General features: G+C 61.3%; 18 protein-coding genes. 11 read left to right on the top strand and 7 right to left on the bottom strand.

From position 1 onward, the window contains the following. Positions 1–142: 142 nt before the first annotated feature. From RNA01_RS11530 to phnN, 11 genes are all read left to right on the top strand, one after another. Positions 143–1,042 carry an alpha-D-ribose 1-methylphosphonate 5-phosphate C-P-lyase PhnJ gene (locus tag RNA01_RS11530; RefSeq protein ID WP_147180349.1) on the top strand — a complete coding sequence of 300 codons (900 nt, stop codon included), beginning with the start codon at positions 143–145 and terminating at the stop codon, positions 1,040–1,042. Then, positions 1,039–1,815 carry a phosphonate C-P lyase system protein PhnK gene (gene phnK, locus RNA01_RS11525; protein ID WP_147180348.1) on the top strand — a complete coding sequence of 259 codons (777 nt, stop codon included), beginning with the start codon at positions 1,039–1,041 and terminating at the stop codon, positions 1,813–1,815. Before RNA01_RS11530 ends, phnK begins: the two co-directional genes overlap by 4 nt. A 21-nt stretch (positions 1,816–1,836) precedes the next feature. After that, positions 1,837–2,544 carry a phosphonate C-P lyase system protein PhnL gene (gene phnL / locus RNA01_RS11520; RefSeq protein ID WP_147180347.1) on the top strand — a complete coding sequence of 236 codons (708 nt, stop codon included), beginning with the start codon at positions 1,837–1,839 and terminating at the stop codon, positions 2,542–2,544. Beyond that, positions 2,541–3,158 (top strand): DapH/DapD/GlmU-related protein, encoded by a 618-nt coding sequence (locus tag RNA01_RS11515; RefSeq protein ID WP_147180346.1) that lies wholly within the window; start codon positions 2,541–2,543, stop codon positions 3,156–3,158. Before phnL ends, RNA01_RS11515 begins: the two co-directional genes overlap by 4 nt. 119 nt (positions 3,159–3,277) lie before the next feature. Continuing rightward, a complete protein-coding gene (gene phnC / locus RNA01_RS11510; RefSeq protein WP_147180345.1) occupies positions 3,278–4,135 on the top strand; it encodes a phosphonate ABC transporter ATP-binding protein in 858 nt (285 codons plus the stop codon). A gap of 85 nt (positions 4,136–4,220) precedes the next feature. Beyond that, positions 4,221–5,126 (top strand): phosphonate ABC transporter substrate-binding protein, encoded by a 906-nt coding sequence (gene phnD / locus RNA01_RS11505; protein WP_147180344.1) that lies wholly within the window; start codon positions 4,221–4,223, stop codon positions 5,124–5,126. Between the two features lie 105 nt (positions 5,127–5,231). Further along, positions 5,232–6,191, top strand: a complete 960-nt coding sequence (gene phnE, locus RNA01_RS11500; protein WP_147180343.1) for a phosphonate ABC transporter, permease protein PhnE — start codon at positions 5,232–5,234, stop codon at positions 6,189–6,191. Positions 6,192–6,200: 9 nt separating this feature from the next. Next, a complete protein-coding gene (gene phnE, locus RNA01_RS11495; RefSeq protein ID WP_147180342.1) occupies positions 6,201–7,697 on the top strand; it encodes a phosphonate ABC transporter, permease protein PhnE in 1,497 nt (498 codons plus the stop codon). 124 nt (positions 7,698–7,821) lie between these two features. After that, the gene (locus RNA01_RS11490) at positions 7,822–8,511 is read left to right on the top strand and encodes a DUF1045 domain-containing protein (protein ID WP_147180341.1); all 690 of its coding nucleotides are present in this window, start codon (positions 7,822–7,824) and stop codon (positions 8,509–8,511) included. Positions 8,512–8,530: 19 nt separating this feature from the next. Continuing rightward, positions 8,531–9,670: an alpha-D-ribose 1-methylphosphonate 5-triphosphate diphosphatase gene (locus RNA01_RS11485; protein ID WP_147180340.1), complete on the top strand. Its 1,140-nt coding sequence runs from the start codon at positions 8,531–8,533 to the stop codon at positions 9,668–9,670. Further along, positions 9,670–10,278: a phosphonate metabolism protein/1,5-bisphosphokinase (PRPP-forming) PhnN gene (gene phnN, locus RNA01_RS11480; protein ID WP_235916584.1), complete on the top strand. Its 609-nt coding sequence runs from the start codon at positions 9,670–9,672 to the stop codon at positions 10,276–10,278. Before RNA01_RS11485 ends, phnN begins: the two co-directional genes overlap by 1 nt. 2 nt (positions 10,279–10,280) lie before the next feature. Here the strand turns inward: phnN and RNA01_RS11475 are convergent, their stop codons facing one another. The 7 genes from RNA01_RS11475 to pcaC form a co-directional block, all read right to left on the bottom strand. Beyond that, positions 10,281–11,339, bottom strand: a complete 1,059-nt coding sequence (locus tag RNA01_RS11475) for a 3-carboxy-cis,cis-muconate cycloisomerase (protein WP_147180378.1) — start codon at positions 11,337–11,339, stop codon at positions 10,281–10,283. 3 nt (positions 11,340–11,342) lie between these two features. Continuing rightward, positions 11,343–12,548 (bottom strand): 3-oxoadipyl-CoA thiolase, encoded by a 1,206-nt coding sequence (gene pcaF, locus RNA01_RS11470; protein WP_147180339.1) that lies wholly within the window; start codon positions 12,546–12,548, stop codon positions 11,343–11,345. 11 nt (positions 12,549–12,559) lie between these two features. After that, positions 12,560–13,249 carry a CoA transferase subunit B gene (locus tag RNA01_RS11465; protein ID WP_147180338.1) on the bottom strand — a complete coding sequence of 230 codons (690 nt, stop codon included), beginning with the start codon at positions 13,247–13,249 and terminating at the stop codon, positions 12,560–12,562. Beyond that, on the bottom strand, positions 13,246–13,953 hold the full coding sequence (locus RNA01_RS11460; protein ID WP_147180337.1) for a 3-oxoacid CoA-transferase subunit A: 708 nt from the start codon (positions 13,951–13,953) through the stop codon (positions 13,246–13,248). Before RNA01_RS11460 ends, RNA01_RS11465 begins: the two co-directional genes overlap by 4 nt. A 92-nt stretch (positions 13,954–14,045) precedes the next feature. Then, positions 14,046–14,663, bottom strand: a complete 618-nt coding sequence (pcaG, locus tag RNA01_RS11455) for a protocatechuate 3,4-dioxygenase subunit alpha (protein ID WP_147180336.1) — start codon at positions 14,661–14,663, stop codon at positions 14,046–14,048. 1 nt (position 14,664) lies between these two features. Further along, positions 14,665–15,405: a protocatechuate 3,4-dioxygenase subunit beta gene (gene pcaH / locus RNA01_RS11450; RefSeq protein ID WP_147180335.1), complete on the bottom strand. Its 741-nt coding sequence runs from the start codon at positions 15,403–15,405 to the stop codon at positions 14,665–14,667. Then, a complete protein-coding gene (pcaC, locus tag RNA01_RS11445; RefSeq protein ID WP_147180334.1) occupies positions 15,402–15,818 on the bottom strand; it encodes a 4-carboxymuconolactone decarboxylase in 417 nt (138 codons plus the stop codon). Before pcaC ends, pcaH begins: the two co-directional genes overlap by 4 nt. Positions 15,819–15,823 lie beyond the last annotated feature (5 nt).

Raw genomic sequence — 15,823 nt, 5'->3', positions numbered from 1 at the left:
CAGAACCATATTCAATCGCGGTTCTGCGCGCTGAACCAATAAGCGCTACCGACCGTGGATGCGATCATGACCGCAATAATGATTGTGAGAATGACACTGATATCCATTTCCAGCACCTCCTTCTGATCCAGGACAACGCTCGATGACGCAGAAAGTTTCGCAATATTCCGGACTGGCGAGTTATAATTTCGCTTATCTGGACGAACAGACAAAGCGGATGATCCGCCGGGCGATCCTCAAGGCGATCGCGATTCCCGGCTACCAGGTCCCCTTCGCCTCACGCGAAATGCCCATGCCCTATGGTTGGGGCACCGGCGGCGTACAGGTAACGGCCTCGATCATCGGTCAGGATGACGTGCTGAAGGTGATTGACCAGGGTGCCGACGACACGACTAATGCTGTGTCGATCCGCGCCTTTTTCCAGAAGGTCGCCAATGTCGCCGTCACCACCCACACCAAGGACGCGACGATCATCCAGACACGCCATCGCATCCCCGAGGAAAAGCTGAAGGAAAACCAGGTGCTGGTCTACCAGGTGCCAATCCCGGAACCCTTGCGCTTCCTCGAGCCGCGCGAGACCGAGACGCGCAAGATGCATGCGCTAGAAGAATATGGCCTCATGCACGTCAAGCTGTATGAGGATATCGCCAAGAATGGCCGGATCGCCACGACCTATGCCTATCCGGTCAAGGTCGCAGGGCGCTATGTCATGGACCCCTCGCCGACGCCGAAATTCGACAATCCGAAGATGCACATGTCGGAGGCGCTCCAGCTGTTCGGCGCCGGCCGCGAGAAGCGGATCTACGCCGTGCCGCCGTTCACCGAAGTCGTGAGCCTCGATTTCGAGGACCATCCGTTCGAGGTCCAGACCTTCGACAAGCCATGCGCGCTGTGCGGCGCGGAACAAGTCTATCTCGACGAGGTTATCCTCGACGATAAGGGTGGGCGCATGTTCGTCTGCTCCGACACCGATCACTGTGAAGAGCGCCGCGAGCATGGCCATGTTGGCCACCTGGGCGTTGCGAAGGAGGCCGCCGAATGACCGACATGCCGCTTCTCAAGGTCCGCGACCTGTCGAAATTCTATGGCAAACGTATCGGTTGCAGCAATGTCGCCTTCGAGCTCTGGCCCGGCGAGGTGCTGGCGATCGTCGGCGAGTCGGGTTCTGGCAAGACAACGTTGCTCAACTGCCTGTCGACTCGGCTGATGCCAACCACCGGCACGGTCGAATACCACATGCGCGACGGTGGCTATCGTGACCTCTACCACATGAGCGAGGCCGAGCGGCGTTTCCTGATGCGCACAGACTGGGGCTTCGTCCACCAGAACCCGGCCGATGGCCTGCGCATGACCGTATCGGCCGGCGCCAATGTCGGCGAGCGGCTGATGGCGGTGGGAGACCGCCATTATGGCAACATTCGCCGTACCGCCAGCGACTGGCTGGAGCGGGTGGAGATCAGCACGGACCGCATCGATGACCAGCCGCGCGCCTTTTCCGGCGGCATGCGCCAGCGCCTTCAGATCGCCCGCAACCTGGTGACCGGTCCACGCCTCGTCTTCATGGACGAGCCGACCGGCGGCCTCGACGTCTCGGTGCAGGCGCGCCTACTCGACTTGGTGCGCGGCCTCGTCAACGATCTCGGCCTATCGGCCATTGTCGTCACCCATGACCTCGCCGTCGCCCGGTTGCTGTCCCATCGCATGATGGTGATGAAGGACGGCCACGTCATCGAGCAGGGGCTGACCGATCGTGTCCTCGACGATCCGCGCGAGCCCTACACCCAACTGCTCGTCTCTTCGATTCTGCAAGTCTGATAGCCAGGAGAGGAAATTCCAATGGCAACGCCCCTCGTCGTCTCGGACGTCTCCAAGAGCTTCACCATGCACCTGCGCGATGGCCTGCGCCTGCCGGTGGTGGCCAATGTATCCTTCTCGGTCGCTTCTGGCGAATGCGTCGTGCTTGGCGGCCCCTCCGGCATCGGCAAGAGCTCAATCCTGAAAATGCTCTACGGCAACTATGCCGTCGATGCCGGCCAGATCCTGATCGACCACAAAAACCGCATCATCGACATCGCCAGCGCCGATCCGCGCTCGGTGCTTGAAGTTCGGCGCGCGACGCTCGGCTATGTCAGCCAGTTCCTGCGCACCGTGCCGCGCGTCGCCACCATCGACGTCGTCGCTGAGCCCTTGGTGGCGCGCGGCGTCGCGGCCGAGCAAGCGCGCGAACGCGCCGCCGAGCTGCTGGCGAAGCTCAACCTACCGCGCGATCTCTGGCAACTGCCGCCCGCCACCTTCTCGGGCGGCGAGCAACAGCGCGTCAACATCGCCCGTGGCTTCATCACCGACCACCGCATCCTGTTGCTCGACGAGCCGACCGCCTCGCTCGATGCCGCCAACCGCGCCGTCGTCGTCGAAATGATCCGCGCCAAGAAGACGGCCGGCATCGCCCTACTTGGTATCTTTCACGACGAGGAAGTACGGGAAGCTGTTGCCGACCGCATTCTCGACGTGTCGCAGTTCTCGCCCAGAAAGATTGCCGCATGAGCAAGAAACTCGGGCTTGAGCCTCTTATCCACGAGAGCGCCAGCGTAACAAACGCGACGCTCGGTCGCTACACCGAGGTGGCAGAGCGCTGTCGGCTCGACGAGGTCGTCATGGGCGACTATTCCTACATCATGCAGGACGGTTCGGTGTGGTGCGCCGAAATCGGCAAGTTCGCCAATATCGCGGCGGCTGTGCGGATCAACGCCACCAACCATCCAACGTGGCGGGCGACACTGCATCACTTCACCTATCGCGCCGCCGACTATTTCGACGGCGCCGCAAACGACCACGACTTCTTCGAATGGCGCCGGGGAAACCGGGTCACGATCGGCCATGACGTATGGATCGGTCATGGCGCCACTGTCCTGCCCGGCGTGACCGTCGGCAACGGGGCCGTGATTGGCGCAGGCGCTGTCGTATCGAGGGATGTCGCGCCCTACACGATCGTCGGTGGCGTTCCCGCCAGACTGATCCGCGAACGCTTCAACGCCGAGACCGCCACCGGCATGGAAGAACTTTCCTGGTGGAACTGGGATCATGACCGGCTGTTTGCCGCGCTTTCTGATTTCCGCACTCTCGACGCCCAGGAATTTGTCGAAAAATATGTTCGTTAATCATTATTTTTCAATATCTTAGGTAATTTTACATTTCCTACACAAATCTGACATTCGCGCTTCACGGTCCCTCGCTAAAGCCAGTGCGATCCGATGAATAGGACGTCGAAAGAGCCGAGATGAAATTCCAGCTGAAGAATGTCACCCGCAAGTTCGGCCAGCATGTCGCAGTGGACAGCGTGAACGTGGAGATTGATCGCGGCGAGATGGTCGGGGTCATCGGCCGATCCGGCGCCGGGAAATCGACGCTTCTGCGCATGATCAACCGGCTGGTTGATCCCTCCTCCGGCTCGATCCATTTCGGCGATGTCGAAGTCTCTGCCCTTCGCGGCTCCGGCCTGCGCAACTGGCAGCGCGACTGCGCGATGATCTTTCAGCAGTTCAACCTGGTACCCCGTCTCGACGTGCTGACCAATGTTCTGCTCGGCCGGCTCAACCATCGTCCGACAGCACTCAGTATCCTTAACATCTTCACCCGTGAAGAACGCATCATGGCGATCGCCGCGCTCGAGCGCCTCGGTATCGAGCAGACGGCCCTTCAGCCGGCCGGCACGCTGTCCGGTGGTCAACAGCAGCGTGTTGCGATCGCCCGCGCCCTGATGCAGGGGCCCAAGGTAGTGCTGGCCGACGAGCCGATCGCTTCGCTCGACCCGCTGAACGCCAAGATCGTCATGGATGCCCTGAGGGACATCAACAAGCGTGAGGGCATCACCGTCGTCACCAATCTGCACACGCTCGACACCGCACGCAATTACTGCTCCCGCATCATCGGCATGGCCAAAGGCTGCGTCGTCTTCGACGGGCCGCCAGACCAACTGACCGCTGAGACGGTCCAGGAAATCTATGGCGCAGACGCGAATGGTGACGGTGTCAATGAAAGCATGACGTCGACCAGCATTCGAATTCCGAGTGCCCCGGCGGCATCCGGCGCCCCCGCATCCCCCGGTTTCAAGGCTCTGGCCGTCGCCGAAGCTTGAAATCAAGACGATCGACCGCCCGCGTGAAGGGCACCCCATTGATCAGAACGCTCTCCGGACTGTCCGGAACAAAGGAGATGAACTCATGCTGAAGAAGACCCTTCTCGCCGCCGTGGCGCTCGTTTCGCTCGCCGGCGTCGCAGCAGCCGAAGACCTCAAGGAATTCCGCATCGGCATTCTGGGCGGCGAAAACGAAGCCGACCGTCTGCGCAATTTCCAGTGCATGGTCGACAAGCTGCCGGCCGCTATTGGCGTCGAAAAGGTCGCGCTGTTCCCGGCCGCCGACTATGACGGTGTAATCCAGGGTCTGCTCGGCGGTACCCTCGACTACGCAGAACTCGGCGCTGCCGGCTATGCCAAAGTATACCTTACCGACGCAAAGGCTGTTGAACCGATCCTCACCACCGTCCAGACCGACGGCTCGATGGGCTATCACTCTGTCATGGTTGCCCGCAAAGACAGCGGCATCACCAAGCTCGAAGACATGAAGGGCAAGAAGCTCGGCTTCGCCGATCCGGATTCGACGTCTGGCTACCTGATCCCGACCGTTACCCTGCCGGAGGCCATCGGCGCCCCGGTCAAGGAATTCTTCGCTGAAACCGGCTTCGGGGGCGGCCACGAAAACCTCGTTCTCGAAGTGCTCAAGGGCACTTTCGACGCTGGCACTACCTGGGCCTCTGGCGTTGGCGAATTCAAGGACGGCTACACTTCGGGCAATCTGCGCAAGATGGTCGACAAGGGCATCCTGAACATGGACGACCTCGTTCAGCTGTGGGAATCGCCGCTGATCCCGAACGGTCCGATCGTTGTGCGTTCGTCCATGAACGACGACATGAAGACAAAATTCAAGGACTTCATGATGGGCCTGCCGAAGTCTGACCCGGCTTGCTTCGCCGCCATCCAGGGTGGTGACTACACCGGCTTCGCCGAGGTCAATGTCGACTTCTACAAGCCGATCATCGACGCCCGCAAGGCAACCATCGGCGGCTGACCAGCCCTGATTATCCCGAGCCGGCGGACGCTTTGCAGTGTCCGCCGGTTTACTTTGACATCGCAGTCCTCGACCGCGCGAGATGCCAGAAGGCGGCCCCCTGCCATGAGTTCGACCACCCTGCCCAAGCTGAGTGAAAAGGGCGCCCTCATAGAGAACCACTGGCGTGAACTCGCCCGTGGCCGGCGCTTCTACACCACCATTTCTCTCGCGGTTCTGGCCTTCGCCCTTTGCGGATCGCTATGGTTCGCCAACGAGACGAATTCCGGCAAGTTTCTCGATCGGTTGCCCCATCTCTTCGACTTCGTCGGCGACCTGATACCGCGTGATCCAATCGAAGTGTGGCGCGCCCTCTTCGACCTGCCATCCCCTTATTTCGACGGCAGCCTGCAATACGATTATCCGGAAGGCCGTTACTACATCACCGAGACGCTCTACGTTCCGGAATATTTCTACAAGATGACCGAGACGCTCAACATCGCGCTGCTCTCGACCATCATCGGCTCGTTCTTTGGCTTCATCCTCTCCTTTTTCGCGGCAAGGAACATGACGCAGAACGTGTGGATCCGCGGTAGCGCCCGACGTTTCATGGAGATCCTGCGCGCGTTCCCGGAAATCGTACTGGCCGGTTTCTTCCTTGCTATCCTGTCATTGGGCCCGATCCCGGCGATCATCGCGGTTTCGATTCACACAATCGGCGCACTCGGCAAGCTGTTCTTCGAGGTGATCGAGAACGCCGACATGAAGCCCGACGAGGGATTGAAAGCCGTCGGCGCCAATTGGGTCGAGCGGGCCTGGTTCGGCATGGTCCCACAGGTCATGCCAAATTTCATCAGCTATTTTCTGCTGCGCCTCGAAATCAACGTGCGCGCCTCGACCATCATCGGCGCTGTCGGCGGTGGCGGCATCGGCGAGCAACTGCGGCTTTCTATCAGCCGTGGGCACGAGGCCAAGACGCTGGCTATCGTGCTGCTGCTGTTCCTAACGATCATCGCCGTCGACAATCTATCCGCATGGCTGCGACGCAGGTTCGTCGGCGACCAGGCTTTCCAGGCCGTGACGTAGGAGTCTGCCATGAACACACTGACAACCGCTGAGCTGGCCGCCGTTGCCGCTCGCCACCCGCACCTGCTTCAGCCATCCTTCTGGATGCGTTTCCGCTTTCCCCTGATTGGTGGCGCAACCGTTCTCTACCTGGTTTTTTGCTGGTGGTTTTTCGCGATCGGGCAGGTTCTCGGATCGGCAAACTGGCCGATCGCGGGCACCTATCTGGCAGACTGGATTTCCTATGAGGTGCGTCCCGATATCGAGATCGCCAGAGATGGCACAATGCAGATCAGCTATCCGCGCTACGATCCTCTGGGCCCCAACCCCAATCCGGACTGGCTCTCGGCGAACCGGGAAACGGTAACCCGCACCATTGAAATCCCCGGGACCACATCGCAAACGCCAACGCAGCCGAAATCCTCATTCAGTTTCGTCGCCCCGAGCAATTCCGGCACCCAGGAAGAAGCGACGCAGGCACGGACGCAAACCCGTACAGAGGAAGTCGTGACCCATGCCGTTGTGGCCATGAACTCCACCGACCGCATCGACATTTCAGGAAAGGCGGTCGAGGTCTATCGGGGCGCTGACAAACTCGGCATATCCCTGAGCCGTAATGATGGCGTGACCGCCGATCGCGACCTGCCGGATTGGGCAACCCAGCGTCAGCCCGGCGAGAAGATCGTGCTCGCCTTCGGATTTTCCGGCTGGGCGGAAGTCCGCGACGATGTCGTGAAGGTCCACAAGCGCTTCCTCGGCTGGGAGAACTTCTTCTTCGACATCGATTCTCCGTTCTTCGGCATGTCATTCACAAAGGTGGTGGGACTGATCACTGTCGGGCCGCGACTCGATCCGGCCAGAAGCAATCTCATGCTGGCGTTGGACAATATCCTATACAATCCGTCCTGGCAGCATCTGGACGTATGGACGAAGTTGCTCCAGACCATCGTCATGGCCTTCGTCGGCACACTGTTCGCGATGATCGTGGCCTTCCCGCTTTCCTTCATTGCGGCGCGCAACATCACCCGGAACAGGCCGGTCAACCAGCTCATCAAGCGCTTCTTCGATTTCCAGCGCTCTGTCGACATGTTCATCTGGGCCCTGTTCTTCACCCGCGCCTTCGGCCCCGGGCCGCTGGCCGGCATTTCGGCGATCTTTTTCACCGACACGGGCACACTGGGAAAGCTCTACGCAGAGGCGCTCGAAAACATCGATGACAAACAGCGCGAGGGTGTGAAATCGGTTGGTGCGCAAACCATCGCCGTCCAGCGGTTCGGCGTGCTGCCCCAAGTCCTGCCGGTCTTTGCATCGCAGGCATTGTATTTCTGGGAATCGAACACGCGCTCCGCGACCATAATCGGCGCTGTTGGCGCCGGGGGCATCGGCCTGAAACTATGGGAAGCAATGCGAACCAATGCCGACTGGGAGAACGTCGCCTATATGGTCGTGCTGATCCTGATTGTCGTCTTCATTTTCGACGGCATATCCAATGCCCTGCGCTCACGACTGATGGGAAACAAGCACTGAATTCCACACCTTCTCCCAGCTGCATCATCAATCTGTCATGCTGATCGGCTAGCGACACCGACTTGCAGTTTGACCCACCATCCCGTCATTGTGGGGTGGAGAATCGACACCAAGGAAACCTGCCTTGCGCTATGCGCTCTATTTCACACCGCCCGCCAACGATCCACTGACCCGGACCGCATCCGCTTGGCTTGGCCGCGACGCCTTTACGGAAGAGCGCTACACCGGAGGCCCAGACGGGGCTTTCCCGGCGGAGGACTTCGCCGCACTCACCGCCGACCCACGACGATACGGCTTTCATGCGACGCTCAAGGCACCGTTCGCGCTCGCCGAGGGTAAGACCGAGCTCGAACTGATGCAGCGTTTTTCCGCCTTTTGCGCTGAACAACCGGCCTTCGACATTCCCGCGATCACGGTCGGTGAGATCGGGCCCTTCTTCGCACTGGTGCCGGCCGAGCCCTGCCAGACACTTCAAGATTTCGCCACCTGTGTGGTCGAAACGTTCGAGCCCTTTCGCGCTCCACTTTCCGAAGCCGACATTGCCCGGCGCAAGCCAGAGCGACTGAGTGAGGCGCAACGCACTTATCTCATGCGCTGGGGCTACCCTTATGTCATGGAGGAATTTCGCTTTCACATGACGCTGAGCGGCCCGGTCGAACCGGCCAAGGCCGACGTTATGCGTCAATTGGCCAAGGCCCGCTTTTCCCCCTTCACTGGCAAGCCACTGCACGTCTCCGGCCTCGCACTCTTCGTCGAGCAGGAGCGCGGCGCACCCTTCACCGTCCACACATGGCAGCCGCTTGCAGGCGCCTGAACCCTTGAAAGTTTATCGCATGTCTGCCGAGACCATTATCTCCAATGCCCGTATCGTTCTGGAGGACCGGGTTATCGAAGGCGCCGTCCAAATCCGCGACGGCCGTATCGCCGACATTTCGGAAGGTCCGATGCGCTCCGGCGAGGATTTCGGCGGCGATTATCTGATCGCCGGGCTGATCGAGTTGCACACTGACCACCTCGAATCGCATTATTCACCCCGACCCGGCGTGCGCTGGCATAAAACTTCGGCGATCCAGGCGCACGACGCCCAGGTGGCGACAGCCGGCATCACCACGGTATTCGACTGCCTGCGCATGGGGTCAGACGAGGAAGGCGGCTTCTCCAAGGGCGAAATGCGCGAGATGGCCGATGCCATCCAGGCCGCCGAGCGCGAGGATCGTCTGCGGGCCGAACACCTCATCCACCTGCGCTGCGAGGTCTCCTCCGCCGATGTCCTCGACCACTTTTCGGATTTCGAGACTGATCCCTATGTGCGCCTCGTCTCGCTGATGGACCATGCCCCGGGCCAGCGGCAGTTCCAGACGATGGAGCAATACACACTCTACTACAAGACCAAGCGCGGGCTGTCAGACGATGCCTTCGCCCACTTCGTCGCCCGCCGACAGGAATCCTCCGCGCAATATGCCGGCCCACATCGCGATGCGCTGGCGAAGGCCTGCGCCGCGCGCGGCATCACGATGGCGAGCCATGATGACGCCACGCTCGACCATGTCGAGGAAGCCAAAGGCTATGGCGTGCGGCTTGCAGAATTTCCGACCAGCCTCGAGGCCGCCGAGGCCTCACACAAGGCCGGCATGAGCGTGCTGATGGGTGCGCCGAACGTGGTGCGCGGCAAGTCGCATTCCGGCAATATTGCCGCTCGTGATCTTGCCGGCCTCGGTGTACTCGACGTCCTTTCGTCCGACTATGTACCACTCAGCCTACTGCATGCGCCCTTCGTGCTGGCGGACGACTGCGACGAAATCAGCCTGCCGCAGGCACTCGCCATGGTCACCTCGACGCCAGCCCGTACCGTTGGCCTCGATGATCGGGGCCGGATCGCTCCGGGCCTACGCGCGGACCTGGTCCGCGTGCGGCGGGACGAAGGCGTTCCGGTGGTGCGCTCAGTCTGGCGGGAAGGCCGCAGGGTCACCTAATGAACAGCCATTCTGGCATAGTGCGAGACAAGGTTTCCACCGGCACCATGGTTGCCGTGGTCGGCCCGAGCGGCGCCGGCAAGGACAGCCTGCTTGCCATAGCCATGGCACATTTCGCCGGGCGGCCGGATGTTCATTTCGTTCAGCGGGTTATCACCCGGCCTGAGGACGCGGGTGGGGAGAAGCACATCTGCGTCTCATCGCCCGAGTTCGAGGCAATGCGCGCGCAGGGCGCCTTCGCGGTAGACTGGGATGCCCATGGGCTTCGCTACGGCATTCCCGCATCGGTGCACGAGAAGCTGGCTCTTGGCCATATGGTGATTGCCAACGGCTCGCGCTCGGCGCTGCCGCGCTGGGCGCAAGCCTTTTCGCCGCTGCTGATCATCAACGTCACAGCCTCGCCGGAAGTTCTCGCGGGACGGCTGGTCGCTCGCGGTCGTGAAACCCGGGACGAAATCCTCCATCGACTGAACCGCAGTTCGCTGACGATCGAGGGCAATTATGATGTCGTCACGATCGATAACAGCGGAGTGCTGGCCGAGGCCGGAGCCAAGCTGATTTCGATACTCGAGCGCGTACTGGCAGGGCGTTCGCAGGCTGAAACCTGACGTCAGCCCGCCTCGCCGATGCGTTCGATCGACTGAAGCAGCGCGACGGCATGCGAGAGAGCCGTACCGCCAGCTTCGATCATCTGCGGCAGGATCAGCCATTCGAGCGTCCAGGCGCTTCCAGAGCGTTCCTGCTCGTGGATCAAAGCCTGATGGATACCGGCTACCTGCGAGGCATTGAAGCGAGCCAGCGTCACCAGAATTTCCGCGAGAACAGGGTTGCGCTTGTGCGGCATGGCAGAAGATCCGCCAGCGCCCGAAAGCTCGATCTGGTCAATACCGTTCTGGGCCATAAGAGCGACATCGATGCCGACCTTACCCAGAGCACCGGTTAGCCGCGACAGGAAGGACGCGAATTCTGCGATCCGGTCCCGATCCGTATGGGGCACATAGGCCGGCGCGGTAAGGCCGAGTTCGGTCGCCATCGCTACCCGTACAGGACCGATCCTGTCGCCAAATTTGTCGGCCGTGCCGGCGGCGCCGGCAAGCGACAGAATCAACAGCCGATCGGCAACGCCCGGAAGCACTGAAGCAAGCTGCGCCAAGGCCTTGCGCCAGACCGCGACGCGGTCAGCGACGGAGATCATGATGGCAGCCTGCATACGCGAACGAGCCATCAACGGACGGCTCCCGAAGCGCTGGATCAGACTGCTGAGAAGATCGTCAACAGTCTCCAAGCGCTGAGCAAGCAAGCCAAGTACAGGCTTCAGCTTCAGCGCCAGGGCGGTGTCAATCACATCTTGGGTCGTGGCGCCGAAGTGGACAGCCGCCGCCGCTTTGCCGCCAATCGCCTCACGCATCTGTGTGACCAGCTCTGGAACCGGGACACCGTCGCGCAAGGTTGCCTGGGTGAGACGCGCCATATCCGGCTGAAAGCCGTCAAGGCGGGCAGCGATGGTCGCGGCATGGGCCTTGTCGATCAACCCACAAACAGCTTCGGCACGCGCAAGCGCGACCTCGAAGCGGATCATCGCTGCAAGATCCGCCTTTTCCCCGAGCATGTCGGCGATGTCGGCATCGCCGAGCAGGCGGGCATGGTAAGGCAGAGCCGTCAACGCCATCACTCAGACACGCTCCAGTGCGATGGCAATGCCCTGCCCGACACCGATACACATGGTCGACAGCGAATAACGCCCGCCCGTCAGGGACAACTCCAGGGCCGCCGTGCCGGTGATGCGGGCACCGGACATGCCGAGCGGGTGACCGAGAGCGATTGCGCCACCGTTGCGGTTGACGCGCGGGTCGTCGTCGGCAATGCCGAGCGTGCGCAGCGTGGCAAGACCTTGGGAGGCGAAGGCTTCATTCAGCTCGATGACGTCGAACTGATCCTGCGTCATGCCGAGGCGGGCCATCAGCTTTTGCGAAGCGGGCGCTGGACCGATACCCATGACGCGCGGCGCAACGCCGGCGGTCGCGCCGCCGAGAATGCGAGCGATCGGCGTCAGGCCATGCTTCCTCGCCGCTGCTTCCGAGGCGACAATAAGGGCCGCCGCGCCATCGTTGACGCCGGAAGCATTACCGGCCGTCACAGTACCACCTTCCTTTTTGAAGGGTGTGCCCAGCTTGGCCAGGATCTCCATGGTCGTGGCACGCGGGTGCTCATCCCGATCGACGACGAGCGGATCGCCCTTACGCTGCGGGATTGTCACCGGGGTGATTTCCCTGGCGAGACGTCCGTTTTCCTGCGCAGCCGCAGCCTTGGCCTGCGAACGGACGGCGAAGGCGTCCTGGTCCTCGCGGCTGATGCGGTAATCCTCGGCAACATTTTCGCCGGTCTCCGGCATGCTGTCGACGCCGTACTGCTTCTTCATCAACGGGTTGACGAAGCGCCAACCGATCGTCGTATCGTAGATCTCGGCATGGCGGGAAAAGGCTGTCTCGGCCTTCGGCATGACGAAGGGCGCACGCGACATGCTTTCGACGCCGCCGGCGATCATCAGCTCGGCCTCGCCCGACTTCACCGAGCGGGCGGCGCTGATGATGGCATCCATACCAGAGCCGCACAGACGATTGATCGTCGTGCCCGTGACGCTGACCGGCAAGCCGGCCAGGAGTAGCGACATGCGGGCGACGTTGCGATTATCCTCGCCCGCCTGGTTGGCGCAGCCGAAGATTACGTCTTCCACCGCCTCGAAATCGAGTCCGGCATGCCTGGCCATCAGCGCCTTCAGCGGAATGGCGCCGAGATCGTCGGCACGCACCGAAGATAACGAACCGCCGAAACGACCGATCGGGGTGCGGACATAGTCGCAAATGAAAGCTTCGGTCATTTCTGTCTTCCTCAAAGTTCAGGGACCACGAGATCGGCGACCGGGCCGTCCACATGCAAGGGAGCGCCGGTCATCGCCTGGAGTTCCTCCATCGACATTTCGGCAAGCTTCTCGCGCACTACGAAACGGCCATCAACAATATCTATGACGGCGTGGCTCGTGTAGACGCGCGTAATACAGCCGACACCAGTCAGCGGGAAAGCACATTTTTCAACGAGCTTGGGCTCACCTTTCTTGGTGACATGCTCGGTGATGACAAAGACCTGCTTGGCGCCATGGACAAGGTCCATCGCACCGCCGACGGCCGGCACACCCTTGGAACCGACTCGCCAATTGGCCAGATCACCGTTCTGCGCGACCTGATAGGCGCCGAGAATAGCCACGTCGAGGTGACCGCCTCGGACCATGGCAAAGCTGTCGGCATGATGAAAGAAGGAGGCGCCGGGCTTCAGGGTCACGGCCTTCTTGCCGGCGTTGATGAGGTCCCAGTCCTCTTCGCCTTCCGGCGGCGCCTCGCCGAAATTGAGGATGCCGTTCTCGGTGTGAAAGATTGCCTGCCGGCCCGGAGGCTGGTAGCGGGCGACCATTTCCGGAAAGCCGATGCCGAGGTTCACATAGGCGCCGTCGGCGATGTCCTGAGCGGCGCGCCAGGCGATCTGGGCGTTGGAAAGCTTGATGTCTTCGCGCGTATCGACGGTCATACGTAGGCCACTCCGGCTCGGATGAGCTCTTCTTCCTGCTGCGGGTTTGCAATTTCCACGACGGAGTTCACGAAGATGCCCGGCGTGATCACATGCTCTGGATCGATGCCGCCAGCGGGTACGAGCCTCGACACCTGGGCGATGGTCTTTGCAGCCGCCATGCACATCAGCGGATTAAAATTACGGGCAGCCTTGTTGTAGGTCAGGTTACCGTGCGTATCGCCGAGATGGCCCTTGACGATGGCGAAGTCGGCCTTCAGCCAGCGCTCCTGCACGTAGGGACGGCCATCGAATTCGGCGATCACTTTGCCTTCAGCGAGCTCGGTGCCATAAGCCGTGGGCGTATAGAAAGCCGGGATACCGGCGCCGCCAGCCCGGATGCGCTCGGCGAGCGTTCCCTGGGGCACGAGTTCCAGCTCAATCTCGCCGGCCAGATATCTGTCGGTGAAGGCGCGCGGATCGGATGAGCGCGGAAAGGAACAGATCATCTTCCTGACCATGCCGGCGTCAATCATGGCAGCAATACCGATACGGCCATTGCCGGCATTGTTGTTGATCACCGTAAGCCCCTTGGGGCCCTTATCGATCAGGGCGTGGATCAGCTCGATCGGGGCGCCGGAGCCGCCAAAGCCGCCGATCATCACGACCGCGCCATCGCCGATGTCGGCGACGGCTTCGGCCGCGCTTGCGATTGTCTTGTCCATTCAAATCTCCGTCCCGGCCCAGTCAATAGCCTAGCCGATCAGTAAAGTCCGCCGAAAGACCGGCGCGCCGATGAGGGCACGCCGGGTTCGCGTCAGATGTCAAAAAAGACCGTTTCGTTCTCGCCCTGAAGGTGAATGTCGAACCTGTAGCCGTCCCCCTCGCGGGTGGCGATGAGGGTCGGCACACGCACCTTGTGCTCGATGCGGGCGAGCACCGGATCGGCAGCGTTGGCCTCGGCCTCGTCGGCAAAATACATGCGGGTGTGCAGGCCGATATTGATGCCGCGCGCGACGATCCACACCGTGAGATGCGGTGCCATCAGCCGGCCATCGGTGAACGGCACACGACCGGGCTTGATCGTCTGGAAGACGAATTCACCGCTCACCATGTCGGCCGGGCAACGGCCCCAACCGAGGAAATCCGGATCCGCCTTACCGCGTGTTTCCGACGGGCTGTTGTACAAGCCGTCTGCATCGGCCTGCCAGATCTCGACCATGGCGTCCTTCAGCGGTGTACCAGAGCCGTCGATGACCTGACCGCGAATGGTGATGCGCTCGCCCCGGGTCTTATCGTTGTAGAGTGGGCCGGAACCGAGGTCCTTCTCGTAGACACCTTCGATGCCGGTAAAGCTCGGAGTGCAGCCAATATGGACGTAGGGACCTGCAGTCTGGGAGGCCGATTCCTTGAGGTAGCCAAGCGATTGAACCATGTCAGTTGCCCTCCATACGATTTTCAAACAACGTCGAGCGACGGCCACGCAATACGATGTCGAATTTGTAGGCACGCATGTCGTGCGGCAGGGTGGCGTTCATGTCGAGCGGCGCGATGAGACGTTTGATCGCCTCTTCGTCCGGGATCGTCTTGACGATCGGACAGCGCCAGATCAGCGGGTCGCCTTCGAAATACATCTGGGTGATCAGGCGCTGGGCGAAACCATGGCCAAAGATCGAGAAGTGGATATGCGCCGGGCGCCAGTCGTTCACACCGTTCGGCCAGGGATAAGGACCCGGCTTGATCGTCTTGAACCAGTAATAGCCATCCTCGTCGGCGATCGTGCGCCCGACACCACCGAAATTCGGATCCAGGGCCGCGAGATAGGTGTCCTTCTTGTGCCGGTAACGGCCGCCGGCATTGGCCTGCCAGAACTCGACCAGAGCCCCGGCGACACCCTTGCCACGTTCATCCATAACACGACCATGGACGAGGATGCGCTGGCCGATCGGGCTCTCGCCCGGCTTGGCGTAATTGACGATCAGGTCGTTATCGAACTCGTTCAACATGCCATGGCCAAACACCGGGCCGGTGATCTCGCTCTTCGTGCCCTCAAGCGAAATCAGCGCGCGCTGCGGCGAACGCAGCACGGTCGTCTTGTACCAAGGCGTATAGGGTGGCGGCTGCATATCACGATCGCGAGGGAAAAAGCCCCCCGTTTCGGGCATGACGTTCTTCATTTTCCTTCCTCCGTCTTTGTATCCGCCTCTATGTCGCGAAGCGCATTCTTGGCGATCTTGATCGCATGGTTCGCCGCGGGCACACCGGCATAGATCGCCACGTGCAGCAGTGCCTCCATAATGTCGTCGGGCGTCGCGCCGGTATTCTTCGTCGCCCGCACATGCATGGCCACTTCGTCATGGTGGCCAAGCGCGGCGAGCAGCGCGATGGTAACCATCGAGCGCTCGCGCTTGGTCCAGTTCGGCCGCGACCAGACATGACCCCAGGCAGCCTCGGTAATCAGATCCTGGAATGGCTCGTCGAAGGCAGTTTTCGACTTTTGCGCCTGATCCACATAGCTATCGCCCAGCACGCTGCGGCGAGTCGCCATGCCCTGATGATAACGCGGGGACTTTTCCGGGGTTTCGCTCATCTCAG

The organism is Paenirhizobium naphthalenivorans (assembly GCF_007992095.1).
Taxonomy (GTDB): domain Bacteria; phylum Pseudomonadota; class Alphaproteobacteria; order Rhizobiales; family Rhizobiaceae; genus Allorhizobium; species Allorhizobium naphthalenivorans.
The sequence above is the reverse complement of the archived record's forward strand: the minus strand, read 5'-3'. Positions and strand labels throughout refer to the sequence as shown.